This is a genomic window from Streptomyces showdoensis, assembly GCF_039535475.1.
Taxonomy (GTDB): domain Bacteria; phylum Actinomycetota; class Actinomycetes; order Streptomycetales; family Streptomycetaceae; genus Streptomyces; species Streptomyces showdoensis.
This window is the reverse complement of the sequence record NZ_BAAAXG010000028.1, coordinates 394,183-420,367: the sequence shown is the minus strand read 5'-3', so window position 1 is coordinate 420,367 and position 26,185 is coordinate 394,183. Positions and strand designations below refer to the sequence as shown.

Below are 26,185 nucleotides of genomic sequence, written 5' to 3'. Positions count from 1 at the left end.
CCATGAGTGAACACGACATCGCTCCCCGCACGGCCGCGGCGCGAGGCGGTACGGTGGGGCGTGAAGGATGCGGCTACGCGGTCCGAGGAGGGAGCCACCGATGATTCTGCTCCGTCGCCTGTTGGGTGACGTGCTGCGTCGGCAGCGCCAGCGCCAGGGCCGTACTCTGCGCGAAGTCTCCTCGTCCGCCCGAGTCTCACTCGGCTATCTCTCCGAGGTGGAGCGGGGGCAGAAGGAGGCTTCCTCTGAGCTGCTCTCCGCGATCTGCGACGCGCTGGACGTACGGATGTCCGAGCTCATGCGTGAAGTGAGCGACGAGCTGTCGCTGGCCGAACTGGCCGAGTCGGCAGCGGCGAGCGAACCGGTGCCGGCGCCGGTCCGCCCGATGCTCAATTCGGTGTCGGTGACGTCGGTGACCGGAGTGTCCACCGAGCGGGTGACCATCAAGGCACCCACGGAAGCGGTGAACGTCGTCGCCGCCTGAGGCCGACGCTCTCGATCGAGCGTGACCGAGCCCCGGTCGGCACCCCGTGAGGGGGTGCCGACCGGGGCTCGCTCTTGTTTCGCGGGGCTGGCCCCCTGCCCCGAGCTCCTCCGCGCGCGGAGGAGCTCGGGGCGGCGTGCGTGCCCGTGTTTGGGATGCCGGATCGGGGCGAGACGTGCAGGGTGGGGGATATACGACTGTTGGGAGAAATAGCATGTCCGTGGTCAAGAGCCCGCTGTCGGAGACCGACCTCAAGACGGTCGGAGGCGCTCTGCAAGGGGCGCTGGTCGATCTGGTCGATCTCGCCCTGGTGGCCAAGCAGGTGCACTGGAACGTGGTCGGCCCCCGGTTCCGCTCGGTGCACCTGCAGCTCGACGAGGTCGTCACCACCGCCCGCACGCACTCCGACACCGTGGCGGAGCGTGCCTCCGCGATCGGAGTGAACCCGGACGGGCGGGCGACGACGGTGGCGTCCGGGAGCGCGATCGGTTCCGTACCGGACGGATGGATCAAGGACGAGGACGCCGTGCGGATCCTCGTGGACGCGCTGGGCGTCGTGGTGGCGCGGATGCGCGAGCGCATCGAGGCGACGGGTGACCCGGACCCGGTGAGCCAGGACATCCTCATCGCGGTCACGGCCGACCTCGAGAAGCACAGCTGGATGTACCAGGCGGAGAGTGCCTGACGATGTGCCTGGCGACGTGCTTGGCGACGTGCCCGGCGATGGCGGAGGCCCGGACAGGGGCGGGAGCGGGCGCGATACGGGTGGTGTGCGCCCGGTCTGCCCCTTGTGCGCCCTCCCGCCGGGTGATCCTGCCGCACTAGCGTCGACCGGAGGAGGCGGCCATGGTACGGCGACGGGATCCGCTGGTGACGCTCATGCTGGTCGCGGTCGGGCTGGTGGCCGGTGGGCTCTGGTGGTGGGCGGTGATGCGCCTGCTGTTGGTACCGGGGGAGGCGGGACCGGTCGAGGGGGCGGTGGCCGCGGGCGGCTGGGGGCTGAGCCTGCTGCCGGTGCACGTGGCCGCCTCTTCGCGACGACGGGCGGCGGCCTCGGGGCGACCGGGTGGTCCGGGCAATCAGGGAGGCCCGGGAGGGCGGGCAGGCCCCGTGGCGGTGCCGGAGCGGCCGGTCACCACGGCATCGCGATGCCGCCGTTGGGGCGGAGGATCTGGCCCGTCGTGAACGAGGAGGCGTCGCAGGCCAGGTGCAGCACCGCGTGCGCGATCTCCTCGGACTCGCCGACTCGGCCGAGCGGGGAGACGCGGACCATCATCGCCTCGGCCTGCTCCTGCGCGGCCGGCTCGTGGCGGTCGGTCATCGGGGTGCGGATCCAGCCGGGCGCGACCGCGTTCACCCGGATGCCGTGCCTGCCCACCTCGGCGGCGAGCGTCTTCGTCAGCTGCACCACGGCCGCCTTGGCGACGCTGTAGCAGAGCAGCCCCGGGCTCGCGGTGTCCATCGCGCCGGAGGCCATGGTCACGATGGAGCCGGGGACGCCGTGCTCGATCATGGCGCCCGCCGCCTCCTGGCAGGCGTGCAGCACGCCCTTGAAGTTGACCGCGAGGATCCGGTCCAGGTCCTCCTCGCGGGTCTCCAGCACCGTGCTCGTGTGCATGATCCCGGCGACCGCCGCCATCACGTGCAGCGGGCCCGCAGCGCGCACCGCGGCGGCGAGGGCCGGGCGGTCGGTGACGTCCAGCGCGTGGACGTGCGCGGTGCCGCCGCGCCGCCCGATCCGGGCCGCCGTCTCCTTGAGGCCGTCCGCGTCGCGGTCCGCGCAGTGGACGGCGGCTCCCGCCTCGGCGAGCAGCTCGGCGGTGGCGCGGCCGATGCCGCTCGCCGCTCCGGTGACGAAGGCCGTGCGGCCGGTGAGGTCGTACGCGGTGAGGACCATGTCCCGGACGGTACGACCGGATCTGACGGCTCGTCAATTGGTGCGGGTGGTCCGATCCGGCGGGGGACGCGGCCCGGTCGGGGGTGGGGGTCAGGGTGCTGCCGGGCCCGGGCCGCGCTGGCAGCCGGGGCACCAGTACGTCACCCGGTCGCCGAGCTCCGCCTTGCGGACCGGGCGGCCGCAGCGCGGGCAGGCGCGGCCCGCGCGGCCGTAGACGTACAGCCGCTCGCCGGAGCGCCCGGTCGTGGTGGTGCGGCGGTCGGGGCGGGCCTTGTTCGCCTCCAGGAGGCGGTGGGCGGTGACCGCCAGCCGCTCGGGGACGTCCGGCGGCAGCTCGCCGACGGGCAGCCAGGGGCTGACGGCTGCGAGGAAGGCCAGCTCCGACTTGTACACGTTGCCGATCCCGGCGAGGTTCCGCTGGTCGAGCAGCGCCTCGCCCAGCGGGCGCCCCGGGTCCCCGGCCAGGCGGCGGGCGGCCTCCTCGGCGTCCCAGTCGGGGCCCAGCAGGTCCGGGCCGAGATGGCCCACCACCCGCTCCTCCTCGGCGGTCCGGAGCAGCTCCAACACCGGAAGCCGGTAGCCGTACGCGGTGAACTCCGCGTTCCCCAGAACCGCCCGGAGCTGGTGCTCCGCGCCCCCACGCGGGCGCTCCCCGGTGGCGAAGACCCGCCATGCCCCGTCCATCCGCAGATGCGAGTGGAGCGTCAGCCCGCCCTCGATCCGGGCCAGCAGGTGCTTGCCGCGCGGCGTGACGTCGAGCACCCGCCGCCCGGTGAGATCGGCGGTCGCGAACCGGGGCACGCGCAGGTCGGACCGGGTCAGCACCCGCCCCGCGAGCGCCTCGTCCAGCCGGCGGGCGACGGACCAGACGGTGTCTCCTTCGGGCATGGGGCCATGATGCCCTGGGGAGCACCGCCCGGGTCAGGCGCGCAGGCGGAGGCCCCTGGGGGTGGCGTGGAAGCCCGCGGCCTCCAAGGCGCGGGACAGGGGGGAGGTCAGGGCGGCCGCACCGTTGATCCGCTCCACCGTCACCGTGCCGAGCGAACCCGCCGTCGCCGCCGCGGCCAGCGCCTCGGCCGCGGCCCGCAGCGCCGGGGAGTCCGGGTCCGTCGGCCAGGAGAGCAGGGTCTTGCCGCCCCGCTCCATGTACAGCGTCAGCTCCCCGTCGACCAGGACGACCATCGCCCCCGCCTTGCGGCCCGGCTTGTGGCCCGCGCCCGTCGGCGGCTCGGGCCAGGACAGAGCCGCCCCGTACGCGTTCGCCGGGTCGGCCGCCGCCAGGACCACCGCGCGGGGGCCCACGCCCTCCTCGGTGCCCCGGTCCCGCGCGTTGGCCGCCGCGCGGAGCCGGTCGACGGCGCCGTCCATGGCGAACTGGGCCGCGCCGAGCCCCTCCACCACATAGCCGCGGCGGGCCTGCCCGCTGTCCTCGAACGCGGACAGGATCCGGTACGTCGCCGAGAAGCCGCCCTCGACGCCCTCGGCCGCCACCGCGCCCCGGGTGACCACCCCGTGCCGGTCGAGGAGCGTCCGGGCCAGGGCGTGCGCCCGGTGGGTCGGCTCCGGCTCCGGCGGCGGGAGCAGCGACCAGCGGCCGCTGACCGTCGGCGGTCCCGTGCGGGAGGCGGGGCGGGCGGCGGCGCTGAGCGTCCCGTACCGGCCGCGCGGGACCGTGCGCCGGGCGCGGTGGGCCGTGGAACCGGCCGTGCGGCCCGAGCCGAGGAGGGAGCGCAGCGGGGCCAGGGTGTCGTTGGTGAGCCGCCCCGACCAGGCCAGGTCCCACAGGGCGTCGGCCAGCTGCGGGTCCGTCGCGTCCGGGTGGGTGGTCGCCCGCACCTGGTCGGCGATCTGGCGGAAGAAGAGTCCGTACCCCCCGGAGAGCACCGTCAGGACGGACTCGTGGAGGGCGGTCGGCTCCAGCGGGTGCGGCGGCGGCAGGAGCAGCGGCGCCGCGTCCGCCAGATAGAGCGAGATCCAGCCGTCCTTGCCGGGCAGCGCCCCCGCCCCCGCCCAGACCACCTCGCCGGTCGTCGTGAGCTCGTCGAGGAGGGCCGGGGAGTAGTCCCGCACCCGGGACGGCAGGATCAGCTTCTCCAGAGCCGAGGCCGGCACCGGCGCGCCCTGGAGCTGCTCGATCGCGCGGGCCAGCCCGTCGATCCCGCGCAGGCCGTTGCTCCCCAGGTGCTGCCACTGGGGCAGGAACGTGGCGAGGGCGGCCGGGGGGACGGGCTCCAGCTCGTGCCGCAGGGCCGCGAGGGAGCGGCGCCGCAGCCGGCGCAGCACGGCCGCGTCGCACCACTCCTGGCCGATGCCCGAGGGATGGAACTCGCCCTGCACGACCCGGCCGGCCGCCGCGAGCCGCTGGAGCGCGCCATCGGTGACCGCCGTGCCCAGGCCGAAACGGCCGGCGGCCTGCGAGGAGGTGAAGGGGCCGTGGGTGCGGGCGTGGCGGGCCAGCAGGTCGCCCAGCGGGTCCTTCACCGGCTCCGTGAACGCCTCGGGCACGCCGACCGGCAGCGCCGTGCCGAGCGCGTCGCGGAGCCGGCCCGCGTCCTCGATCGCCGCCCAGTGCTCGGCGCCGGCGATCCGGACCCGGATGGCCCGGCGGGCCCGGCCCAGCTCCGGCGCCCAGTCGGCGTGGGCGCCCCGCTCGGCCAGCTCGGCGTCGGTGAGCGGTCCCAGGACCCGGAGCAGGTCGGCGACGCCCTCCGGGTCCTTGATCCGCCGGTCCTCCGTCAGCCACTGGAGCTCGCGCTCCAGCTCGGCGAGCACGTCCGCGTCGAGCAGCTCCCGCAGCTCCGCCTGCCCGAGGAGCTCGGCGAGCAGCCGGGAGTCCAGCGACAGGGCGGCCGCCCGGCGCTCGGCGAGCGGAGAGTCCCCCTCGTACAGGAACTGGGCGACGTAGCCGAAGAGCAGCGAGCGGGCGAAGGGGGACGGCTCGGGGGTGGTGACCTCGACCAGGCGCACCCGCCGGGCCTCGATGTCGCCCATCAGCTCGGTCAGGCCCGGCACGTCGAAGACGTCCTGGAGGCACTCGCGGACCGCCTCCAGGACGATCGGGAAGGAGCCGAACTCGCTCGCCACCTGGAGCAGCTGCGCCGCCCGCTGGCGCTGCTGCCACAGCGGGGTGCGCTTGCCCGGATTGCGCTTGGGCAGCAGCAGGGCGCGCGCCGCGCACTCGCGGAACCGGGAGGCGAACAGGGCCGAGCCGCCGACCTGGTCGGTGACGATCTGCCCGATCTCGCCCTTGTCGAACACGGCGTCGGCCGCGCCGACGGGGGCCTGGTCGCCGTCGAAGGCCGTGTCGCCGAAGCGGCTCGGGTCCACCGGGCCGCCCGCACCGGCCGCGCCCACCGGTGCGCCCGGGTCGGCGTCGAGCAGGTCGAGGCCCATGAGGTCGGCGTCCGGCAGGCGCAGCACGATGCCGTCGTCGGCGTGCATCACCTGGGCGTCCAGCCCGTACCGCTCGGCGAGCCGGGCGCCGAGCGCCAGCGCCCACGGGGCGTGCACCTGGGCGCCGAAGGGGGAGTGGATGACGACCCGCCAGTCGCCGAGCTCGTCCCGGAAGCGCTCCACCAGGATCGTCCGGTCGTCGGGCACGTGGCCGCAGGCCTCGCGCTGCTCGGCGAGATACGCGAGCACGTTGTCCGCCGCCCAGGCGTCGAGTCCCGCCGCGACCAGGCGCAGCCGGGCGTCGTCCGGCTTCAGGGAGCCCACCTCGCGCAGGAAGGCACCCACCGCGCGGCCCAGCTCCAGCGGCCGGCCCAGCTGGTCGCCCTTCCAGAACGGCAGCCGGCCCGGCACGCCCGGCGCGGGCGAGACCAGCACCCGGTCGCGGGTGATGTCCTCGATCCGCCAGGACGTCGTGCCCAGCGTGAAGACGTCGCCGACCCGCGACTCGTACACCATCTCCTCGTCGAGCTCGCCGACCCGGCCGCCGCCCTTCTTCGGGTCGGCGCCCGCCAGGAACACCCCGAACAGGCCCCGGTCGGGGATCGTCCCGCCCGAGGTGACCGCGAGGCGCTGGGCGCCCGGGCGGCCGGTGACCGTGCCCGCGACCCGGTCCCACACCACGCGCGGGCGCAGCTCCGCGAAGGCGTCCGAGGGATAGCGGCCCGCCAGCATGTCCAGGACCGCCGTGAACGCCGACTCCGGCAGCGAGGCGAACGGCGCCGCCCGGCGGACCAGCGCCAGCAGGTCGTCCACCTGCCAGCTGTCCAGCGCGACCGTCGCCACCAGCTGCTGGGCGAGCACGTCCAGGGGGTTCGCCGGGACCCGCAGCGACTCGATGGAGCCGCTGCGCATCCGCTCGGTCACCACGGCCGACTGCACCAGGTCGCCCCGGTACTTCGGGAAGACCACCCCGGTCGACACGGCCCCCACCTGGTGCCCCGCGCGGCCCACGCGCTGGAGCCCGGAGGCCACCGAGGGCGGCGACTCGACCTGGACGACCAGGTCCACCGCGCCCATGTCGATGCCCAGCTCCAGGCTGGACGTCGCCACCACGGCGGGCAGCCGGCCCGCCTTCAGGTCCTCCTCGACCAGGGCACGCTGCTCCTTGGAGACCGAGCCGTGGTGCGCGCGGGCCAGCAGCGGCGGGGCGCCCTGCGCCGCCCCCGACTGGGCCATGATCTCGGCGGGCGGCCTCCCCTCGGGCAGGGCCTCGCCGGTGGCCCGTTCGTACGCGATCTCGTTCAGCCGGTTGCACAGGCGCTCGGCGAGGCGGCGGGAGTTGGCGAAGACGATGGTCGAGCGGTGCGCCTGCACCAGGTCGGCGATCCGCTCCTCCACGTGCGGCCAGATCGACGGCCGGTCGCCGCCCCCCGCGCCGCCGGAGGCGTCCGAGGCCGGGGAGCCGCCCAGCTCGCCCATGTCCTCCACGGGCACGACCACCGACAGGTCGAACTCCTTGCCCGAGGGCGGCTGGACGATCTCGACCTTCCGCTGCGGCGACAGATAGCGCGCCACCTCCTCCACCGGCCGGACCGTCGCCGACAGGCCGATCCGGCGGGCCGGGCGGGGCAGCAGCTCGTCCAGCCGCTCCAGGGAGAGCGCCAGGTGCGCGCCGCGCTTGGTCCCGGCGACCGCGTGGACCTCGTCCAGGATCACCGTCTCGACGCCCGCGAGCGCGTCGCGGGTGGCCGAGGTCAGCATCAGGAACAGCGACTCGGGGGTGGTGATCAGGATGTCCGGCGGCCGGGTCGCCAGCGCCCGCCGCTCGGCGGGCGGGGTGTCGCCCGAGCGGATGCCCACCTTGACGTCCGGCTCGGGCAGCCCGAGCCGGACCGACTCCTGGCGGATGCCGGTCAGCGGCGAGCGCAGATTGCGCTCGACGTCGACGGCGAGGGCCTTCAGCGGGGACACGTAGAGCACCCGGCAGCGCTTCTTGGCGTCGGCCGGCGGGGGCGTCGCGGCCAGCCGGTCGAGCGAGGCGAGGAAGGCGGCGAGGGTCTTGCCGGAACCGGTCGGCGCGACCACGAGCACGTCCGAACCCGCGCCGATGGCCTGCCAGGCGCCTTCCTGCGCCGCCGTGGGCGCGGTGAAGGCCCCGGTGAACCAGCTGCGGGTCGCGGGGGAGAACGAGTCGAGCGCGGACCTGACCATGCCACCCATCGTGCACCCCGCCACTGACAACCGCCCGGACCTGGGGAAACCCGTTCGTGGCGGCGGAGCCGGGTGGCGCAGAATGGGGACATGGCGAGCGGTGACGCGGGGCACGGGCGCGCGGCCCGGGAGCACGGGGCCCCGGGCGAGCGGGTCGCGCGGGGCGAGCGGGCCCGGTACTGGCGTCCGGACGGGCTGCCGGGGGTGGACCTGCTGCACGCCCACTACGTCCGCAAGGAGTTCTCCCGGCACACCCACGAGAGCTTCGTCTTCGCCGCGATCACCGAGGGCGTGGAGGCCTTCCACTACGGCAGCGACCTCGTCCGGGCCGGGCCGGGACAGATCGCCCTGGTCAACCCCGACACCCCGCACACCGGGCACGCCGGCGTGCCCGAGGGATGGACCTACCGCACGATCTACCCGGACGCCGAGCTGGTCCGCGCCATCGCCGCGGACACCCTCGCCGTCCGCGGCACCGTCGGCTTCGTGACGCCGGTCGTCGACGACCCGTACGCGGCCCGGCTGGTCGTCGGGGTGCACCGGGCCGCCGAGGAGGGCAACGCGCTCGCCGCCGACAGCCTGCTACGGCTGGTCACCGCGCGGATGCTGCGCAGCCACGGCGGCCGCGTCCGGCCGCTGGCCCCCCGCGCGGCCGGGGCCCGGGACGCGGCACGCGCGCGGGCGGTCCTGGAGGAGCGGATGGCCGACCCGCCGACCCTGGAGCAGCTCGCCGCCGAGCTCGGCACCAGCCCCTTCGCCCTGCTGAGGGCCTTCCGCGGGGCCTACGGCATGCCGCCGCACACCTGGCTGACCGACGCCCGGGTCCGGCGGGCCCGGCGCCTCCTGGACGCCGGCACGCCCCCGGCGCAGGCCGCCGTCGCCGTCGGCTTCACCGACCAGCCGCACCTCAACCGGCACTTCACCCGGAGCGTGGGGGTGCCCCCGGGGGCCTACCAGCGGGCTGGGCGGTAGGTCCTGCCTTTCGGGTCAGACCGGATCAGCCCGCGACGCCTGGCCCCGCGCAAGAACGTACAAGACGGGTTCCGCCCCCTCCCGTACCGTCTCTGACGTGGCAGAACAGACAGCACCTCCGGACATACGCGACGAGATCGCACCCCCCAAGAGCGACGCGGCCGTGGTCCGCGACGCGCTCGGGGTGGGGATCGCCGTCGGGCTCTCCGGCTTCGCCTTCGGCGTGACCTCGGCCGGCTCCGGCCTGAGCCTGCTCCAGACCTGCGCGCTCAGCCTGCTGGTCTTCACCGGCGCCTCGCAGTTCGCCCTGGTGGGCGCGCTCGCGGCGGGCGGCAACCCGTTCACGGCGGCCGCCGGGGCGTTCTTCCTCGGCACCCGCAACGCCTTCTACGGCCTTCGGCTCGGCCAGCTGCTCGCCTTCCGGCGGGTCGTCCGGCCGTTCGCCGCGCAGTGGGTGATCGACGAGACCACGGCCGTCGCCCTCGCCCAGCCGGACCGGCGCACCGCGCGGCTCGGCTTCACCGTCACCGGCCTGACCCTGTACGTGCTGTGGAACCTCACCACGCTGCTCGGCGCGCTCGGCGCCGAGGCCATCGGGGACACCGGCGCGTGGGGCCTGGACGCGGCCGGCCCCGCGGTCTTCCTGGCGCTGCTCGCGCCCATGCTGAAGTCGGCCACCGAGCGCGCCACCGCGGCCCTCGCCGTCCTGCTCGGCCTCGGGCTGATGCCGGTCCTGCCGGCCGGCGTCCCGGTCCTGGCCGCCGCGCTCGCCGCGCCCGCCGTGCTCTGGTTCCGGGGCCGCCGCGAGGAGAAGGAGGAGGGCCGATGAACGTCTGGCTCGCCATCGGCCTGACCGCGGCCGGTTGCTACCTGGTCAAACTGCTCGGCCTGCTCGTGCCGGCCGACACCCTGGAGCGCCCCCTCGTCCAGCGCCTCGCGGCCCTCGTTCCGGTGGCCCTGCTGGCGGCGCTCACCGCCCAGCAGACCTTCAGCAGCCAGGGTTCCCTCACCGTCGACGCCCGTGCCGCGGGCCTCGCGGCGGCGGGCCTCGCCCTGGTCCTGCGCGCCCCCTTCCTGGTGGTCGTCGGCGCGGCCGTGCTCGTCACGGCCGGGGTGCGGGCGCTGGGCGGCTGACACCGCGACCCCCGCACCGACCCGCCGTGGCCCGGCCCCTACGACCTGGCCACGCCCCGGGGGAGCGCCACCGCCACCGCGGCGCCTCTGCTGCGGGAGACCGGGGCCTGAACCGGCCGCCCCGCGGAGCGCGGACGGCCGGCGGGGCGGCCGTGGCCCGGTCGGTCAGATCGTGCGGCCGTGCGCCCGCAGCGTCCGCAGGGCCTCCACGGTCACGACCGGCCGCCACTCCAGGGCGGAGCCCGGCGCCCACCGCCGCCAGCCGATCGGCCAGCCGCCGTCCTCGTCCTGGCTCGCCGCGAGGTGGTCCAGGGAGCGGGACATCTCCTCGTCCGTGAACCAGCGGCGGGCCAGCGAGTCCGGTACGCGCGCGTAGTCGTGCGGGTAGTGGTGCTCGCCCGGGGCGTAGCCGTCCGCCACGGGGAAGTCCTCCGGCCGGTCCGGGTCGAGCACCGCGAGCCGCTGCTCGCGCACCAGACGCCCGAGCCGGTCGCTCGCCGCCTGGGCCCGGGAGCGGTCCGGGACCCCGTCGAGGAAGGCGACCGCCGCCTGCACCTCGTACGGGTGGGACTTCTCCAGCGCCTCGACGGCGGCCCAGCAGAACTCGGTGGCCCGGAACAGCCAGGCGTGCCAGACCTGGTTGCGGTGGAGCAGCCCCACCACGGGACCGGTGGAGAGCAGCGCGCCGGGCGGCCCGTCGACGACGGGCACGAACGGTGCCGCCGGATAGCCGCGCTGCGAGGGGTGGATCGCGGGGAGCGCGCCCTCGTGCGTGGAGACCTCGGTCAGATAGCGGCAGATCCGCTCGATCCGCAGCCCGCCGCAGCGCCCGATCGAGTCGAGCACCCGCAGGGCGTGCGCGGTGTGCAGCGGCTGGCTGACCGGGCCGCGCAGATCGGGTTCGAGGGCGTGGCCGTAGCCGCCGTCCTCGTTGAGGTACGCGCCGAGGGCGGTCTCGACAGGGTCGGCGCCGCCGCGCAGGAAGTGGTAGGCGAACCGGCGCTGTTCGAGCACGCGGGCGGTCAGCCAGACGAAGTGCTCGGCCCGAGCGAGGGGAGAAGCGAGGGGAGAGGCGTTCTCTGGGGGTTTTCCGGCCATGTTCCGACCGTAGGCGGGATGGCGCGTCTGACAAGGGCTTCGGGCCGGGCTGCACCCTTGAGAGCGCGATACTGGGCTCATGCGGTTGACGATTTTCTGGGAGCGGATGGCCGACCACTTCGGTGCGGGCTATGCGGAGAGCTTCGCCAAGGACCATGTGATGGCCGAGCTCGGCGGTCGTACGGTGCACGAGGCGCTGGACGCGGGCTGGGAGGCCAAGGACGTGTGGCGGGCGGTCTGCTCGGCCGTCGGCGTACCGGCCGAGAAACGATGATGTGACGGCCCCTGGCCGGAATGTCCGGACGGTGCGCGAGACTGACGGGGTGGCCACCGACGACGTGAACGACGATTCCCGTGACGACACCGCCGATACCGACGGCAAGGACGGCGCTGCCGACACCGCCGGCCCCTCCGGCACCCGTGCCGGCGCCGGCGCCCCCCGCTGGGCCGCGGCCGCCGAGGAGGCGGCCCGGTCCCCGCTCGGCGTCCCGGCCCCCGGCGGGCACGGCGGGCTGAGCCCCGCGCCCGCGGCCCCCGCCGTGGCGCCGGCCCCGGGTGCCGGGGAGGCACCCGGGGCCGGCACGGCCCCCGCCGCGAGAATGCCGCGCTGGCTGCCCCGCGCCCTGGTGCTCGCCCTCGCGCTCTACGCCTGCTTCCAGCTCGGCAGCTGGGCCTTCCACCAGCTCATCGGGCTGCTCGTCAACATCCTGCTCGCCTTCTTCCTGGCGCTCGCCATCGAGCCGGCGGTGGGGCGCATGGCGGCGCGCGGCATGCGCCGGGGGCTCGCCACCTTCATCGTCTTCTTCGGCGTCCTCGTCGTCAGCGTCGGCTTCGTCGTGCTGCTCGGCTCGATGCTCGCCGGGCAGATCGTCGACATGGTCGAGAACTTCCCCAAGTACCTCGACTCCCTGATCAACTGGACCAACCAGCACTTCCACACCGATCTGTCCCGGGTCGAGGTGCAGGACAGCGTGCTGCGCTCCGGCTGGCTGCAGAAGTACGTCCAGAACAGCGCCTCCGGCGTGCTGGACGTCTCCGCGACCCTGCTCGGCGGTCTGTTCAAGCTCCTGACGATCTTCCTGTTCTCGTTCTACTTCGCGGCCGACGGGCCCCGGCTGCGCCGGTCGCTGTGCTCGGTCCTGCCGCCGGCCCGCCAGACGGAGGTGCTGCGGGCCTGGGAGATCGCCGTCGACAAGACCGGCGGGTACCTGTACTCGCGCGGCCTGATGGCGCTGATCTCCGGGGTGGCGCACTTCGTCCTCTTCGAGATCCTGGGCGTGCCCTACGCGCCGGCCCTCGCCGTCTGGGTCGGCCTGGTCTCGCAGTTCATCCCGACCATCGGCACGTACCTGGCGGGCGCGCTGCCGATGCTGATCGCGTTCACCGTCGACCCCTGGTACGCGCTGTGGGTGCTGGTGTTCGTCGTGGTCTACCAGCAGTTCGAGAACTACATGCTGCAGCCGAAGCTGACCTCCAAGACGGTGGACATCCACCCGGCGGTGGCCTTCGGCTCGGTCATCGCGGGCACCGCGCTCCTCGGCGCGGTCGGCGCCCTGATCGCCATCCCCGCCGTGGCCACCCTGCAGGCCTTCCTCGGCGCGTACGTGAAGCGCTACGACGTCACCGACGACCCCCGCGTCCACGGCCACCGCCGCTATGGCGAGGCCGTCGTCGCGCGCCTCCAGAAGGCCCTCCACCACAAGAAGGAGCAGGCGGAGTCGGGCCGGGGATAGCCCCCGCGGCTCCGGCGTGGTGCGCTTGACACGAAAATCGAACATCCATTCTCATGAGAGTCAGGGCCTTGGAACCACGGGGTTTTCGCCGAGTTATCCACAGGCTGGAGGAGGCGCCGGGGCCCATTGTCAGTGGCAGGGGTTAGCGTCTTTCACATGAAGCGATCGACTCAAGCAAACCGGGTGGAACCCATGGCAGGAACCGACCGCGAGAAGGCGCTCGACGCCGCGCTCGCACAGATCGAACGGCAATTCGGCAAGGGTGCCGTGATGCGCATGGGCGAGCGCTCGAAGGAGCCGATCGAGGTCATCCCGACCGGATCGACCGCCCTGGACGTCGCGCTCGGCGTCGGCGGCCTGCCGCGCGGCCGTGTCGTCGAGATCTACGGCCCGGAGTCCTCCGGCAAGACGACCCTGACCCTGCACGCCGTCGCCAACGCGCAGCGGGCCGGCGGCCAGGTCGCCTTCGTGGACGCCGAGCACGCCCTCGACCCCGAGTACGCCCGCAAGCTGGGCGTCGACATCGACAACCTCATCCTGTCCCAGCCGGACAACGGCGAGCAGGCCCTCGAGATTGTCGACATGCTGGTCCGCTCCGGCGCCCTCGACCTGATCGTCATCGACTCCGTCGCCGCGCTCGTCCCGCGCGCGGAGATCGAGGGCGAGATGGGCGACTCGCACGTCGGTCTGCAGGCCCGGCTGATGAGCCAGGCGCTGCGGAAGATCACCAGCGCGCTCAACCAGTCCAAGACCACCGCGATCTTCATCAACCAGCTCCGCGAGAAGATCGGCGTGATGTTCGGCTCGCCGGAGACCACGACCGGTGGCCGCGCCCTGAAGTTCTACGCCTCCGTGCGGCTCGACATCCGCCGCATCGAGACCCTCAAGGACGGCACGGACGCGGTGGGCAACCGCACCCGCGTCAAGGTCGTCAAGAACAAGGTCGCGCCCCCCTTCAAGCAGGCCGAGTTCGACATCCTCTACGGCCAGGGCATCAGCCGCGAGGGCGGCCTGATCGACATGGGCGTGGAGCACGGCTTCGTCCGCAAGGCCGGCGCCTGGTACACGTACGAGGGCGACCAGCTGGGCCAGGGCAAGGAGAACGCCCGCAACTTCCTGAAGGACAACCCCGACCTCGCCGACGAGATCGAGAAGAAGATCAAGGAGAAGCTGGGCGTCGGCGTCCGGCCCGAGGAGCCCTCGGCCGAGCCGGGTACCGACGCCGCGAGCGGTTCGGGCGAGGCGGGCGCCGACGCGGCCGGCTCCGTCCCGGCACCGGCCAAGGCCGCCAAGGTGACCAAGGCCACCGCGGCCAAGAGCTGAACCGGTGACGGGCCGCACCGAATGGCCGGACGACAGCCCCGACTCGTCGAGGGCCGAGAAGGAGCTGTCGTCCCAGGATCCGGCTGAGCGGGCGCGGGCGATCTGCCTGCGCCTGCTCACCGGGACCCCCCGCACCCGCAAGCAGCTCGCCGACGCCCTGCGCAAGCGGGAGATCCCCGACGAGGTCGCCGACGAGGTCCTCTCCCGCTTCGAGGACGTCGGGCTCATCGACGACGCCGCCTTCGCCGGGGCCTGGGTCGAGTCCCGGCACCACGGCCGGGGTCTGGCCCGCCGGGCCCTCGCCCGCGAGCTGCGCACCAAGGGCGTCGACGCCGCGCTCATCCAGGAGGCCGTCGACCGGCTCGACTCCGACCAGGAGGAGACCCGGGCGCGCGAGCTCGTCGACCGCAAGCTGCGCGCCACCCGGGGCATGGAGCGGGACCGGCGGCTGCGCCGCCTCGCCGGGATGCTCGCCCGCAAGGGCTACCCGGAGGGCATGGCGCTGCGGGTGGTCCGCCAGGCCCTGGCCGAGGAGGGCGAGGACACCGACGGCCTGGACGGACCCTTCTAGGTCCCTCCCAGACCTCCGGCGAGGGGCTCAGGGGCACAGGGATGCCCCGCGCCCGACCCGCCCTCAGTGGCGTCGGCCCGATCCCGTCGCCGGCAGCAGGACCGGGAGGCCCGCCGCCTTCCAGGCCTGGAAGCCGCCGATGACGTCCGTCGCGCGGTGCAGGCCCAGCTGCCGCAGGGACGCGGCGGCCAGGGACGAGGCGTAGCCCTCGTTGCAGAAGACCACGACCCGCAGGTCGTGGCTGTACGCCTGGGGCGCGCGGTGGCTGCCCAGGGGGTCGAGCCGCCATTCCAGTTCGTTGCGCTCCACGATCAGCGCGCCCGGGATCAGGCCGTCCCGTTCGCGCAGCGCCGCGTAGCGGGTGTCGACCAGGAGCGCGTCACCCGCCTCGTACGCCTCGTAGGCGGTCCGGGCGTCGACGCGGTCGAGGCCCGCCCGTACGCGCTCCAGGAGTTCGTCGATGCCGACGCGGCCGTCGGCCGTCCCCTCGCTCACTGCCAGTCCTCCGGACGTTCGACCTGCTCGAGACGGAGCACCGCGCCCGACCGGCTGAAGCGCCGGATCAGGGGAAGCGGCGGATAGTAGGCGTGCACCGAGATCGCGTGCTCGGTGCCGGACTCGTTGAGGACCTCGTGCACGTGGTGCCGGCCGAAGGCGCGGCCCTGGCCGGCCGGGAGCTCGCGGCGGCGGTCCACCCCGTCGGCCAGCTCCAGGTTCTTCCAGCCGCCGGCCGGCAGCCGTACCGCGAGCGAGTGCTCCTTCAGGGTCCCGCGCGCGGTGGCGAAGGCGCCCAGCGACTCGGCGTGGTCGTGCCAGCCGGTACCCGTGCCGGGCGGCCAGCCGATGAGCCAGGCCTCGCTCCCGCCGGGGCCGTCCAGCCGCACCCAGGTGCGGCCCTCCGGGTCGAGGGGCAGCGAGGCGATCAGTGCGGTGTCGGCGGCCGTGCGCCGGACGAAGTCCAGCAGATCGGCCGCGGTGGGGGAGCCCGGAGGCGGGCCCGACCGGGATCCGGAAACGGGCGTGGGGGCGTGCTGTGTCTGGGACACGGAGGACCGTCCTGAGGGTTCGCGAAAGCGCGCACGACCGGGCGGGCGCGCGAAGAAGCGGAAGAGGGATGCGAATTCAGCAGGACGGGCGACACATGCAGCCCGCGTAGCGGACCAGGTCCATATGGACCCTCCGCCACAGGCGCACATCGGTGTCGGTCACGTTCCGGAGTACACCATGTGCGCCTGCGAGGGTCAATTGACGTCCGCTGTGCGGTCGCTGTCCGTGGACGACTCCTGGACGGCCGGGCCTCCGCCCCGTACCGCGTCCGCCGCGGCGTGCAGTTCCTCCGGGCGGACCCCGGCGAAGGCGGCGGCCAGGTGCCCGTCCGGGCGGACGAGCAGGACGGCGTGGGCCGGGGCGCCCGGGTAGCCCTCCGTCACCAGCAGTTCGGCCGGGGCCGGCAGCGCGTCCACCGCCTCCGCGAGCCGCGGCATCACGCCCGCGCTCATCCAGTGCCGCCGGTCCCAGACCCCGGTGCCCGGGGCGACGAGGACGACGAGCAGCCGCCCCCGCCCGAGCCGGTCCCGCAGCCGCACGGTGGTCCCGTCCGGGGCCGTCACGCGGACGTCCTCCGCCGGGGCCCCGTCCGGCGTGCCCACGGGGATCCGCCCCTCGGAGGCCGGCGGTGCCAGCGGCGAGTGCGGATAGGCGGGCGGCGCGCCCAGCGGGCCGCGCCCCAGGTGCCCGTCGGTGAGCAGGGCGTCGTGCCCCCGCCCGCCGCCGGGCAGATAGGTCCGCAGGCCCCCGCCGCCGCGCAGCACCGGCAGCGACTGGTCGGCCGCCCGCAGCCGCGCGGCGACGGCCGCGCGGCGCTCGCTCTGGTAGCTGTCGAGCAGGGCGGGCGAGGTGTCCCGGTGGTGCCAGGCGCGGGCCAGCTTCCAGGCCAGGTTGTCGACGTCCCGCAGCCCCTCGTCGAGCCCCTGGGTGCCGACCGCGCCCAGCAGGTGCGCCGCGTCCCCGGCGAGGAAGACCCGGTCCACCCGCCAGCGCCGGGCCAGCCGGTGGTGCACGGTGTGCACGCCGGTGTCGATCAGGTCGTACGGCGGGGTGGTGCCCTCGCACCAGCCGGCCAGGGTGTCGCGGATGCGGGTCACGAGCGCGTCGGGGGTGACCAGGTCGCCGCGCGGCGGCAGCAGCCAGTCGATCCGCCACACGCCGTCGGGCAGCGGCCGTGCCGAGATCTCCTCGCCCGCGCCGCGCCACGGTGGCTGACGGTGCAGCAGGGCCTCGCCGGCCCAGGGGAGTTCGGTGCGCAGCGCGGCGACCGCGTGCCGTTCCACCGCCGTCCGGCCGGGGAAGCGCACTCCCAGCAGCTTGCGCACGGTCGAGCGGGCGCCGTCGCAGCCGACCAGGTGGCTGCCCCGCCACCAGGTGCCGTCGGGCCCCCGGGTGCGGGCGCCGACGCCGTGCGCGTCCTGCTCGACGGCGTCGACCCGCGAGTCGGGGACGAGGGTGATCAGCTCGTGCCGGGCGATCGCGTCGCGCAGGCCGCGGGCGAGGGCGTGCTGGGGGATGTGCAGGGGCGCGGGCGGGCCCTCGGTCCCCTCCGCCGCGCCGGCGTCCCCGGACAGGCCCAGGTCGAGCGGGACGTGCCGGGTCTGCTGCTTGCGCCGCAGGGAGCGCCAGCCGACCCAGCGGACCCCCTCGTCACGGAGGGTGGTGCAGCCGAGCCGTTCCACCAGGGCGGCCATGTCGGCGCGCAGCACGACGGTGCGGGCGGGGCGTGGCTCCTCCTTGCCCGGGCTCTCGTCGAGGACGACGCTGGGCACGTCCTGGGCGGCCAGGGCGAGGGAGAGCGCGAGGCCGACGGGCCCCGCGCCCACGATGATCACCGGGTCCACGGCGTGGCTCCTGAGGGCCGTACGGTCATGCGGGTAGCACAGCGGAGTGTGGCGCGGGCCCGGAGCTTGATCACAGAACGTATGCAACCCACTGCGGGTGCGTGCGTCAAGTGACAGGGGCAGCGGCGGTCGCCACTGCCCCCGGATGATGTCACATGCCGTCAGTTCTTCGTGCTGTCAGGGGTGTCGGCGGGTCCCTTGGCCGAGCCGGTCCTGGCCCGGCGGCCGCGCTTCTCGATCCAGGTGGCGAGCGCCGAGAGCGCCAGACACAGGGCGATGTAGATGACGCCGAAGACCACGATCACGGAGACGTACGGGTACTGGCCGTTGACCAGGGTGTTGGAGGCGATCAGCTGGGCCGAGTAGAGCAGCTCGGGGTAGAGGATCATGTAGCCGAGCGAGGTGTCCTTGAGGGTCACCACCAGCTGGCTGATGATCGTCGGCAGCATCGCCCGGATCGCCTGCGGCAGCAGGACGGTGGTCATCACCTGGGTCTTGCTCATGCCGAGCGCGTACGCGGCCTCGCGCTGTCCGCGCGGTACGGCGTTGACGCCGGCGCGCAGCACCTCGGCCTGGACGCAGCCGTTGTAGATCGACAGGCCGAGCGCCAGCGCCCACATCGAGTAGTCGGTGAGGAAGGCGACCCACACCGCGTAGATGGTGATCAGCAGCGGGAGCGAGCGGAAGACCTCGATGAAGCCGGTGGCCACCCAGCGGACCGGCTTGTGGTCGGAGAGCCGGGCGACGGCGAGCACCACGCCGAGGACGAGCGAGCCGACGGCCGCGAGGCCGAAGGCCTTCAGCGTGGCGAGCAGCGCGTCGGCGATGTTCTGCCGGATGCCCGAGTAGTTGAAGATGTCCCACATCTCGGGGGCGAGGTGCCCCTTGTCGTTCAGCCGGACCACGCTGACGGCGAGCAGGCCGAGGATCAGCAGGGTGCCGACGACGGCGTAGATCCGGTTGCGGACGCGGGCCTTGGGGCCGGGGGCGTCGAAGAGAACGCTGGCGCTCATCGGGCGACCTCCATGGTGCGCTCAAGGAGACGGAAGAGACCGCTGATGGCGAAGGTGATGACGAGGTAGGCGATGGCGACCCAGAGGAAGACCGGGGCGATCGCGTAGCCCTGCTCGCTCATCAGCGTCTGCCAGCCGAAGAGTTCCGTGACGCTGAAGGCGCCGGCGATGGCGGAGTTCTTGGTCAGCGCGATGAAGATCGAGCTCAGCGGGGGCAGCACCGTCCGGGTGGCCTGCGGCAGCACGATCAGCCGCAGCGTCTGCGAGAAGCTCATGCCCAGCGAGCGGGCTGCCTCGGCCTGGCCCAGCGGCACGGTGGAGATGCCGGAGCGGACGGCCTCGCAGACGAACGAGGAGGTGTAGAAGCCCAGCGCGAGCGAGGCGAGCACGAAGGGGCTCATGCCCGGGAAGAGGATCTCCGGCACGACGAAGAAGAAGACCAGGAAGAGCAGGGTCAGCGGGGTGTTGCGCAGCAGCGTCACCCAGGCGGTGCCGAAGAAGCGCAGCGGGGGGACGGGGGAGACCCGGAAGCCGGCGATCACGATGCCGAGGACCAGGGCGATGACCGAGCTGACGGCGGTGATCGACACGGTTCCTATGAATCCGTCGCGGAACTCCGGGAAATGGTCGAGCAGTACGTTCATGATGACTCCGCGTCGGCAGTCAGCGGCGGGCGGGCGGCGGGCTTACGGGCAGGGGGCGGGGGCGCCCCGCAGCGCCAGGCGCGTACGGGGCGCTCTCGCGCGGGCGGATCAGTAGCGCACGACCGCCGGCGGCTCGGTGTAGGCGGAGCCGGAGAGGCCGAGGGTGGCCTCGTAGATCTTCTTGTAGGTGCCGTCCTTCTCGAACTTCTCCAGGACGTCGTTCACCTTGTCGCGCAGGATCTTGTCGTCCTTCGGCATGCCGATGCCGTAGGGCTCCTCGGTGAACGGCTTGCCGATGACCTTGAGCTTGCCCTTGTTGGCGGCGGCGTAGCCCTTGAGGATCGAGTCGTCGGTGGTGACGGCGTCGACCTGCTTGGTGAGCAGCTGCTGGACGCAGTCGGAGTACTTGCCGAGCTCGACGGTCTCCGCGCCGTACTGCGGCTTCTTGATCTCCTGGAGCGGGGTCGAGCCCGTGATCGAGCAGACCTTCTTGCCCTTCAGGCTCTCCGGGCCGGTGATCGCGGTCTCGTCCTTGCGGACCAGGAGGTCGGCGCCGGCCTTGTAGTACGGGCCCGCGAAGCCGACCTGCGCCTTGCGCTTGTCGTTGATCGTGTAGGTGCCGACGTAGTAGTCGACCTGGCCCGTGGAGATGGCGGTCTCGCGGAGCTTGGAGTTGACGGTCTTCCACTCGATCTTGTCGGGGGAGAAGCCGAGCTCGGCCGCGATCATCTTCGCGATCTCGATGTCGAAGCCGGAGCGCTCCTTGGTGGCCTGGTCCTCGAAGCCGAGGTACGGCTGGTCCGCCTTGGAGCCGATGATCAGCTTGCCGCGCTCCTTGGCCTTCTTGAAGGTCGGGGAGTTCAGGTCCACCCCGCTCGCGACGGCGTACGTGGGGAGCTTGGGGGCGGCGGCGTCACCGGGCTTGGTGGCGGGCTTGTCGCCGGCCGAGCCCTCCTTGCCGCCACAGGCGGTCGCGGTCAGCGCGAGTACGGCAACGGCCACGGCCGCGGTCTTGCGGAGCTTCATCGTGAACATCCCTCAGGTCGTGGGTAGTTGATCGTCAGTGTGCAGCACGTCGCCCGGGGCGACTAAGGAGTTGCGGCCGCGCGCCGTCAGTGGTGGAGGATCTTCGACAGGAAGTCCTTGGCCCGGTCGCTGCGCGGGTTGCTGAAGAACGCGTCGGGGGTGGCCTGTTCGACGATCTTTCCGTCGGCCATGAAGACCACGCGGTTGGCGGCCGAGCGGGCGAATCCCATCTCGTGGGTGACGACCACCATCGTCATGCCGTCCCGGGCCAGCTGCTGCATGACCTCCAGGACCTCGTTGATCATCTCCGGGTCGAGGGCCGAGGTCGGCTCGTCGAACAGGATGACCTTCGGGTCCATGGCGAGCGCGCGGGCGATGGCCACCCGCTGCTGCTGGCCGCCGGAGAGCTGCGCCGGGTACTTGTCGGCCTGGGTGCCGACGCCGACCCGGTCCAGCAGGGCGCGGGCCTTGGTCTCGGCCGCCTTCTTGTCCGTCTTGCGGACCTTGATCTGACCCAGCATCACGTTCTCGAGCACCGTCTTGTGCGCGAAGAGGTTGAAGGACTGGAAGACCATGCCGACGTCGGCGCGCAGCCGCGCCAGCTCCCTGCCCTCCTGGGGCAGCGGCTTGCCGTCGATGGTGATGCTGCCGGAGTCGATCGTCTCCAGGCGGTTGATGGTGCGGCACAGCGTGGACTTGCCGGACCCGGAGGGCCCGATGACCACCACGACCTCGCCGCGGGCGATGGTCAGGTCGATGTCCTGCAGCACGTGCAGCGCGCCGAAGTGCTTGTTCACGTCGGACAGCACGACCAGGTCGTCCGCGGCCGGTACGGCGTTCTGGGAACCCTTGGTCACTGACACTCCGCTCATCGGCTTCTGGCTCCGTCCTGCTCGGTTGGGGAGGACACTAGAGACCGGGTGCGACGAGCGTCATCAGATCTGAGCGAAGTTTGAGGATAACGATCCGGTCGCAAACGGGCACTCTGTGTGAAGAGGGCGGCCGGTGCCGTACCGGGTGCATAACGGAAACGCCCGGGTAACGGGGGGACACTTGACTGTGACCGTGGCCATCGGCGTTCATGCCCTGGTACACACATAGTCATCGCGCGTTGCCGGAAGACCATCGGCAGGGCCCGGCACGGGCACCGCGAAGCGCGACACGAGAGATCACGGAGGAGGGCCATGAGACTGCTGCTCGTCGAGGACGACGACCACGTCGCCGCCGCGCTCTCCGCGATCCTCGCCCGGCACGGCTTCCACGTCACCCACGCCCGCAACGGCGAGGAGGCGCTCCAGGCCGTGCTGCCCGCCGCGCACGGCGAGCGCCCCTCGTACGGGGTGATCCTGCTCGACCTCGGCCTGCCCGACCAGGACGGCTACCAGGTCTGCGGCCGGATCCGGAAGCTCACCACCACCCCCGTGATCATGGTGACCGCGCGCGCCGACGTCCGCTCCCGGATACACGGCCTCAACCTCGGCGCCGACGACTACGTGGTCAAGCCCTACGACACCGGCGAACTCCTCGCCCGCATCCACGCGGTCAGCCGGCGCACCGCCGGCGGCGAGGACGGCGCCGGTGCGGCCGAGGACAGCACCCTGCGCCTCGGGCAGGTCACCATCGAGCTGCCCACCCGCCGGGTCAGCGTCGACGGCGACGCCGTCCCGCTCACCCGCAAGGAGTTCGACCTGCTCGCCCTGCTCGCCCAGCGGCCCGGAGTGGTCTTCCGCCGCGAGCAGATCATCAGCGAGGTCTGGCGCACCAGCTGGGAGGGAACCGGCCGCACCCTGGAGGTGCACGTCGCCTCCCTGCGCTCCAAGCTGCGCATGCCCGCCCTGATCGAGACCGTGCGGGGCGTCGGCTACCGCCTCGTCGCGCCCACCGCGTAACCCCGGACCCGCCGGCACGTGCGCACCCGACTCCTCCCGCTCCTCATCGTCCTGATGGCCGGCGTCCTGCTGGCCCTCGGCTTCCCGCTCGCCGCCAGCCTCGCCGCCTCCGAACAGCAGCGGGTGGTCGTCGACCGGCTGGACGACGCGGCCCGGTTCGCCGCGCTCGCGCAGTTCGTCGGCGAGACGGTGATCGGCCCCGACGAACGTCGCACCACCCTCAGCGGCGAACTCGCCAGCTACCACGACGTCTACGGCATCCGTGCCGGCATCTTCTACCGCAACAACCGTGCGATGGCCGCCGCCCCCGAGGACTGGGTCGTCCCCTACGAGGGGGAGGGCAGGCGCGCGTTCAACGAGGCGCTCCTCGGCCGGCGCAGCCACGACCCGCCACAGGTCTGGCCCTGGCAGGGCGACGCCCGGCTCACCATCGCCTCCCCGGTCGTACGGGACGGCGACGTCGTCGCCGTCGTCGTCACCGACTCGCCCACCGGGATGCTGCGCACCCGCATCCTGCACGGCTGGCTGCTGATCTTCGCCGGCGAGGCGGCCGCCATGCTGCTCGCCGTCGGCGCGGCCTTCCGGCTCACCGGCTGGGTCCTGCGACCGGTCCGGGTCCTCGACGCCGCCACCCACGACATCGCCACCGGCCGGATGAAGTCCCGTGTCGCCGCCTCCGGCGGACCACCCGAACTACGGCGCCTGGCGCGCTCGTTCAACGAGATGGCCGACAACGTCGAGGACGTCCTCGAACAGCAGCGGGCCTTCGTCGCCGACGCCTCCCACCAGTTGCGCAACCCGCTCGCCGCACTGCTGCTGCGCATCGAGCTGCTCGCCCTCGAACTGCCCGAGGGCAACGAGGAGATCGCCTCCGTGCGCACCGAGGGCAAGCGGCTCGCGCAGGTCCTCGACGACCTGCTCGACCTCGCGCTCGCCGAGCACGCCGACGCCGACCTGCGGCTCACCGACATCGGGGCGCTCACCGCCGAGCGGGTCGCCTCTTGGCGGCCGGTCGCCGATGAGAAGGGCGTGGCGATCCTCGCCGACACCGGCGCCGTCACCGCCTGGGCGGACCCGGTGGCGCTGTCCAGCGCGCTCGACGCGGTGATCGACAACGCGCTGAAGTTCACCCCGCCCGGCGAGGACGTCGGCGTGCGGGTCGCGCTGAGCCCGGGCGGCCGGACCGTCGCGGTCGAGATCGCCGACCACGGCCCCGGCCTCACGGACGAGGAGCTGGAGCGGGTCGGGGACCGCTTCTGGCGCTCGACCCTGCACCAGAACGTCAAGGGCTCCGGCCTCGGCCTCTCCATCGCCCGGGTCCTCCTCACGGCCGGCGGCGGCGCCGTCGCCTTCGCCCGCAACGAGCCCCACGGACTCAAGGTGACCGTCACCGTCCCCCGCGACGAGCCGCGCCGGCAGGCCGGCCGCAGCCAGGCCGCACCGGGGCCCGGCGGTCAGGGCTTCACGGAGCGGTAGTACCGCCGGGCGCCCTCGTGCAGGGTGAGCGGCTCGGTGTAGATCGCGGTCCGCAGGTCCACCAGCTGCGCCGGATGGACCTGGCCGCCGATCCGGTCCCGGCTCCCGATCACGGTCCGGGTGAAGCCCTCCACCAGATCCGGGTCGGCGGCGTCCGTGGTGACCAGGATGTTCGCCACCGCCAGGGTGTCCACCGGGTTGCCGTCCTGGGCCAGGCCGTACGCGTCGGCGGGGATCCTGGCCGACCGGTAGTGACGGGTGGACTCGCCCACGTCGTGCAGGCTGTCCACCAGGGTCGCGTCGAGCGGCACCAGCCGGATCGGGAAGCGCTCGGACAGCTTCTGCACGGCCGTGGTGGGCAGCCCGCCCGACCAGAAGAACGCGTCGAGCCGCCGCCGCTCCAGGAGGCCCGGCACGGTGTTGATGCCCGCCGAGACCGGACGGACGTCGACGTCCGGGGTCAGTCCGGCCGCCGCCAGCACCCGGTCCGCGATCAGCCGCACGCCCGAGCCGGGCTGACCGACCCCGACCCGCAGCCCGCGCAGGTCGGCCACCGACTGCACGGACGAGCCCTTCGGCACGACCAGCTGGACGTAGTCGTCGTAGAGCCGGGCGCAGCCGCGCAGCCGCTCGAAACCGGGCTTGCGGTCCCGCTTGTACTGGGCCACGGCGTCCGCCGTCGCCACGGTGAAGTCCGCCTCACCGGAGGCCAGCCGGGCCAGATTCTGCTGCGAGCCCTCGCTGTTGCGCAGCGTTATCGAGACGTCCGGCAGATCGCGGGCGAGGGCCTGCTTGAGCAGCTCCCCGTACTGCTGGTAGACGCCCGTCGGCACGCCCGTACTGAAGGTGACGTGCCCGCTCGGCGCCTTGGCGCCGATGGGAACCAGCCACCACACCAGGGCGCCCACCAGCACCAGGAGCGCCGCCGAGACCTGGAGGACACGGCGGCGGGCGGTACGGGTGAGCGCGGGGAGCATGGCGCGATCCTGCCAGCTCGCTCCCCGTCCTGGCCAGGCCGGCCCCGGTCCGGACCGGAGGCGAGCGGTCCCGGCCCGGGGCGGGGCGGCCGGCCGGTACGGCGAGGCACCGGCCGGTTCCGCTCGGTGGGCGGACCGGGAACGCGGATCGGCGGGCGCGGCCGGTCCTCCCGGTGTCGCTCGGCGGGCGCGGCCGGTCCTCCCGGTGTCGCTCAGGGGGCGAGACCGGATCCGCCGGTCACCTCAGTAGGCGAAGCCGGACTTGCCGGTCATCGTCGAGGCGACGTGGGTGATGCCGCTGCCCGGCGGCAGCGCGCTGACCGTCGCCGTGCCGGTGGTCCCGGTGGTGGTGCCGTCGCCGAGCTGGGCGGCCGCGTTGGCGCCCCAGCCGATCACCGAGCCGTCGTCGAGCGCGGCCAGCGAGAAGTCGGCCCCGCCGGCGATCTCCTGCACGCCCTTGAGCTGGTCCAGGACGACCGGGGTGGTGCGGTTGGCGGCGGTGCCGTCGCCGAGCTGGCGTTCGGTGTTCTTGCCCCAGCCGGCCACGTTGCCGTCGTCGAGGACGGCGAAGCTGGACCAGGCGGTGGCGAAGACGGAGGCGACGGCGTCCAGGTAGGCGACGTCCACGGGCGTGCTGCTGTCGACGGTGGAGTCGTTGCCGAGCTCGCCCTCCGCGTTCTTGCCCCAGGCCTTGAGCGTGTTGTCGGCCGTCAGCGCCAGGACGTGGTCGCAGCCCACGGCGATCGCCTCGATGTCGTCGAGCCCCGGCACCTTCTGCGGGGTCTCGCGGGTGGTGTTGTTGCCCGTGCCCAGACGTCCGTTGTCGCCCTTGCCCCAGGTCCAGACGGTGCCGTCCTGGCGCAGTGCCACGCTGAAGTCGCAGCCGGCCCCGACGTCCCTGACCTTGTCCAGGCTCTGCACGGGGATCGGCGCCTTGTACGGGTTGGTGGTGTCCTGGCCGGTGCCGAGCTGCTTGGAGGCGTTGCTGCCCCAGGCGAGGACCCGGCCGCCCTTGACGGCGAGCACGTGGTTGAGGCCCGCCGAGAGCGCGCTGACGCCGGACAGGCCGGTGACGGTCGCCGGGAAGCTCTGGTTGACGGTGGTGCCGTTGCCGAGCTGGCCGGTCGCGTTTCCGCCCCAGGACTTCACGGTGCCGTCCTTCAGCAGGGCGACGGCGAACTGGTTGGAGGCCGCGGCGGCGCCGCCCCCGCCGCCGGAGACCTTGCGGACGTCGTCGCGGGTGATGCCGGTGACGGCGGCCGGGGTCTGCTGGGCGAGCACGGAGCCGTTGCCGAGCTGCCCCTGGGCGTTCTCGCCCCAGCCGCGGACCCAGGGGTCGGTGCCGGCGGCGGACGCGGAGGCGGGGAGGGCGGTCAGGGGGAGGGCCGCCAGGGACAGGGCGGCGAGGAGGGTGAGACGCAGCGGTGGGGTCATCTGCGTGCCTTTCCGTTCG

Annotated in this window: 25 protein-coding genes; 11 read left to right on the top strand and 14 right to left on the bottom strand. The window is 73.6% G+C overall.

The window, feature by feature from the left end; genetic code table 11:
* Positions 1-100: 100 nt before the first annotated feature.
* The gene (locus tag ABD981_RS36570; RefSeq protein ID WP_046911773.1) at positions 101-484 is read left to right on the top strand and encodes a helix-turn-helix domain-containing protein; all 384 of its coding nucleotides are present in this window, start codon (positions 101-103) and stop codon (positions 482-484) included.
* 214 nt (positions 485-698) lie between these two features.
* Positions 699-1,169, top strand: coding sequence for a Dps family protein (locus tag ABD981_RS36565; protein WP_046911774.1), 471 nt, complete (start codon positions 699-701; stop codon positions 1,167-1,169).
* 447 nt (positions 1,170-1,616) lie between these two features.
* On the opposite strand, the gene ABD981_RS36555 is transcribed toward ABD981_RS36565, so the two are convergent.
* The 3 genes from ABD981_RS36555 to ABD981_RS36545 all read right to left on the bottom strand — a co-directional run bounded on the left by ABD981_RS36555 (position 1,617) and on the right by ABD981_RS36545 (position 7,985).
* Entirely contained in the window at positions 1,617-2,381 is a 765-nt protein-coding gene (locus ABD981_RS36555; RefSeq protein WP_046911775.1) for an SDR family NAD(P)-dependent oxidoreductase, read from the bottom strand.
* 90 nt (positions 2,382-2,471) lie between these two features.
* Entirely contained in the window at positions 2,472-3,269 is a 798-nt protein-coding gene (locus ABD981_RS36550; RefSeq protein WP_046911776.1) for a DNA-formamidopyrimidine glycosylase family protein, read from the bottom strand.
* Between the two features lie 33 nt (positions 3,270-3,302).
* Positions 3,303-7,985 (bottom strand): Lhr family ATP-dependent helicase, encoded by a 4,683-nt coding sequence (locus ABD981_RS36545; RefSeq protein WP_046911777.1) that lies wholly within the window; start codon positions 7,983-7,985, stop codon positions 3,303-3,305.
* Positions 7,986-8,075: 90 nt separating this feature from the next.
* On the opposite strand from ABD981_RS36545, the gene ABD981_RS36540 reads away from it, so the two are divergent.
* The 3 genes from ABD981_RS36540 (at position 8,076) to ABD981_RS36530 (ending at position 10,091) form a co-directional block, all read left to right on the top strand.
* Positions 8,076-8,957 (top strand): AraC family transcriptional regulator, encoded by an 882-nt coding sequence (locus ABD981_RS36540; RefSeq protein WP_123955179.1) that lies wholly within the window; start codon positions 8,076-8,078, stop codon positions 8,955-8,957.
* A 97-nt stretch (positions 8,958-9,054) separates the two neighbouring features.
* Entirely contained in the window at positions 9,055-9,786 is a 732-nt protein-coding gene (locus tag ABD981_RS36535; protein ID WP_046911778.1) for an AzlC family ABC transporter permease, read from the top strand.
* Positions 9,783-10,091 carry an AzlD domain-containing protein gene (locus tag ABD981_RS36530; RefSeq protein WP_046911779.1) on the top strand — a complete coding sequence of 103 codons (309 nt, stop codon included), beginning with the start codon at positions 9,783-9,785 and terminating at the stop codon, positions 10,089-10,091. Before ABD981_RS36535 ends, ABD981_RS36530 begins: the two co-directional genes overlap by 4 nt.
* A 165-nt stretch (positions 10,092-10,256) precedes the next feature.
* On the opposite strand, the gene ABD981_RS36525 is transcribed toward ABD981_RS36530, so the two are convergent.
* Positions 10,257-11,189 carry a hypothetical protein gene (locus ABD981_RS36525; RefSeq protein ID WP_046911780.1) on the bottom strand — a complete coding sequence of 311 codons (933 nt, stop codon included), beginning with the start codon at positions 11,187-11,189 and terminating at the stop codon, positions 10,257-10,259.
* A gap of 79 nt (positions 11,190-11,268) precedes the next feature.
* Between ABD981_RS36525 and ABD981_RS36520 the strand changes: the two genes are divergently transcribed.
* From ABD981_RS36520 to recX, 4 genes are all read left to right on the top strand, one after another.
* Complete coding sequence (locus tag ABD981_RS36520; protein WP_046911781.1) at positions 11,269-11,463, top strand: DUF3046 domain-containing protein; 195 nt, start codon at positions 11,269-11,271, stop codon at positions 11,461-11,463.
* Between the two features lie 238 nt (positions 11,464-11,701).
* The gene (locus ABD981_RS36515; RefSeq protein ID WP_382748608.1) at positions 11,702-12,922 is read left to right on the top strand and encodes an AI-2E family transporter; all 1,221 of its coding nucleotides are present in this window, start codon (positions 11,702-11,704) and stop codon (positions 12,920-12,922) included.
* A 192-nt stretch (positions 12,923-13,114) separates the two neighbouring features.
* Positions 13,115-14,245, top strand: a complete 1,131-nt coding sequence (gene recA, locus ABD981_RS36510) for a recombinase RecA (protein WP_345530530.1) — start codon at positions 13,115-13,117, stop codon at positions 14,243-14,245.
* A 4-nt stretch (positions 14,246-14,249) separates the two neighbouring features.
* Entirely contained in the window at positions 14,250-14,816 is a 567-nt protein-coding gene (recX, locus tag ABD981_RS36505; RefSeq protein ID WP_345530529.1) for a recombination regulator RecX, read from the top strand.
* 63 nt (positions 14,817-14,879) lie between these two features.
* On the opposite strand, the gene ABD981_RS36500 is transcribed toward recX, so the two are convergent.
* The 8 genes from ABD981_RS36500 to ABD981_RS36465 all read right to left on the bottom strand — a co-directional run bounded on the left by ABD981_RS36500 (position 14,880) and on the right by ABD981_RS36465 (position 21,262).
* Positions 14,880-15,311, bottom strand: coding sequence for a rhodanese-like domain-containing protein (locus ABD981_RS36500; protein WP_382748577.1), 432 nt, complete (start codon positions 15,309-15,311; stop codon positions 14,880-14,882).
* Complete coding sequence (locus ABD981_RS36495) at positions 15,308-15,862, bottom strand: cupin domain-containing protein (protein ID WP_345530527.1); 555 nt, start codon at positions 15,860-15,862, stop codon at positions 15,308-15,310. The genes ABD981_RS36500 and ABD981_RS36495 overlap by 4 nt, the downstream gene beginning before the upstream one ends.
* A 76-nt stretch (positions 15,863-15,938) precedes the next feature.
* A complete protein-coding gene (locus ABD981_RS36490) occupies positions 15,939-16,010 on the bottom strand; it encodes a putative leader peptide (RefSeq protein WP_317852217.1) in 72 nt (23 codons plus the stop codon).
* A 47-nt stretch (positions 16,011-16,057) separates the two neighbouring features.
* Positions 16,058-17,707 (bottom strand): FAD-dependent monooxygenase, encoded by a 1,650-nt coding sequence (locus ABD981_RS36485; protein ID WP_345530526.1) that lies wholly within the window; start codon positions 17,705-17,707, stop codon positions 16,058-16,060.
* A gap of 161 nt (positions 17,708-17,868) precedes the next feature.
* The gene (locus tag ABD981_RS36480; protein ID WP_345530525.1) at positions 17,869-18,720 is read right to left on the bottom strand and encodes an amino acid ABC transporter permease; all 852 of its coding nucleotides are present in this window, start codon (positions 18,718-18,720) and stop codon (positions 17,869-17,871) included.
* Positions 18,717-19,364 (bottom strand): amino acid ABC transporter permease, encoded by a 648-nt coding sequence (locus ABD981_RS36475; protein ID WP_345530524.1) that lies wholly within the window; start codon positions 19,362-19,364, stop codon positions 18,717-18,719. Before ABD981_RS36475 ends, ABD981_RS36480 begins: the two co-directional genes overlap by 4 nt.
* Before the next feature lie 108 nt (positions 19,365-19,472).
* Complete coding sequence (locus ABD981_RS36470; protein ID WP_345530523.1) at positions 19,473-20,390, bottom strand: glutamate ABC transporter substrate-binding protein; 918 nt, start codon at positions 20,388-20,390, stop codon at positions 19,473-19,475.
* Positions 20,391-20,476: 86 nt separating this feature from the next.
* Positions 20,477-21,262: an amino acid ABC transporter ATP-binding protein gene (locus ABD981_RS36465; protein WP_345530522.1), complete on the bottom strand. Its 786-nt coding sequence runs from the start codon at positions 21,260-21,262 to the stop codon at positions 20,477-20,479.
* A 312-nt stretch (positions 21,263-21,574) separates the two neighbouring features.
* On the opposite strand from ABD981_RS36465, the gene ABD981_RS36460 reads away from it, so the two are divergent.
* Positions 21,575-22,279, top strand: coding sequence for a response regulator transcription factor (locus tag ABD981_RS36460; protein WP_046912362.1), 705 nt, complete (start codon positions 21,575-21,577; stop codon positions 22,277-22,279).
* A gap of 18 nt (positions 22,280-22,297) precedes the next feature.
* Positions 22,298-23,755, top strand: a complete 1,458-nt coding sequence (locus ABD981_RS36455) for a sensor histidine kinase (protein WP_123955275.1) — start codon at positions 22,298-22,300, stop codon at positions 23,753-23,755.
* Here ABD981_RS36455 and ABD981_RS36450 read toward each other — a convergent pair.
* On the bottom strand, positions 23,734-24,732 hold the full coding sequence (locus ABD981_RS36450; protein ID WP_046912363.1) for a TAXI family TRAP transporter solute-binding subunit: 999 nt from the start codon (positions 24,730-24,732) through the stop codon (positions 23,734-23,736). The genes ABD981_RS36455 and ABD981_RS36450 overlap by 22 nt on opposite strands.
* Positions 24,733-24,975: 243 nt before the next feature.
* A complete protein-coding gene (locus ABD981_RS36445) occupies positions 24,976-26,166 on the bottom strand; it encodes an RCC1 domain-containing protein (protein ID WP_046912364.1) in 1,191 nt (396 codons plus the stop codon).
* Positions 26,167-26,185 lie beyond the last annotated feature (19 nt).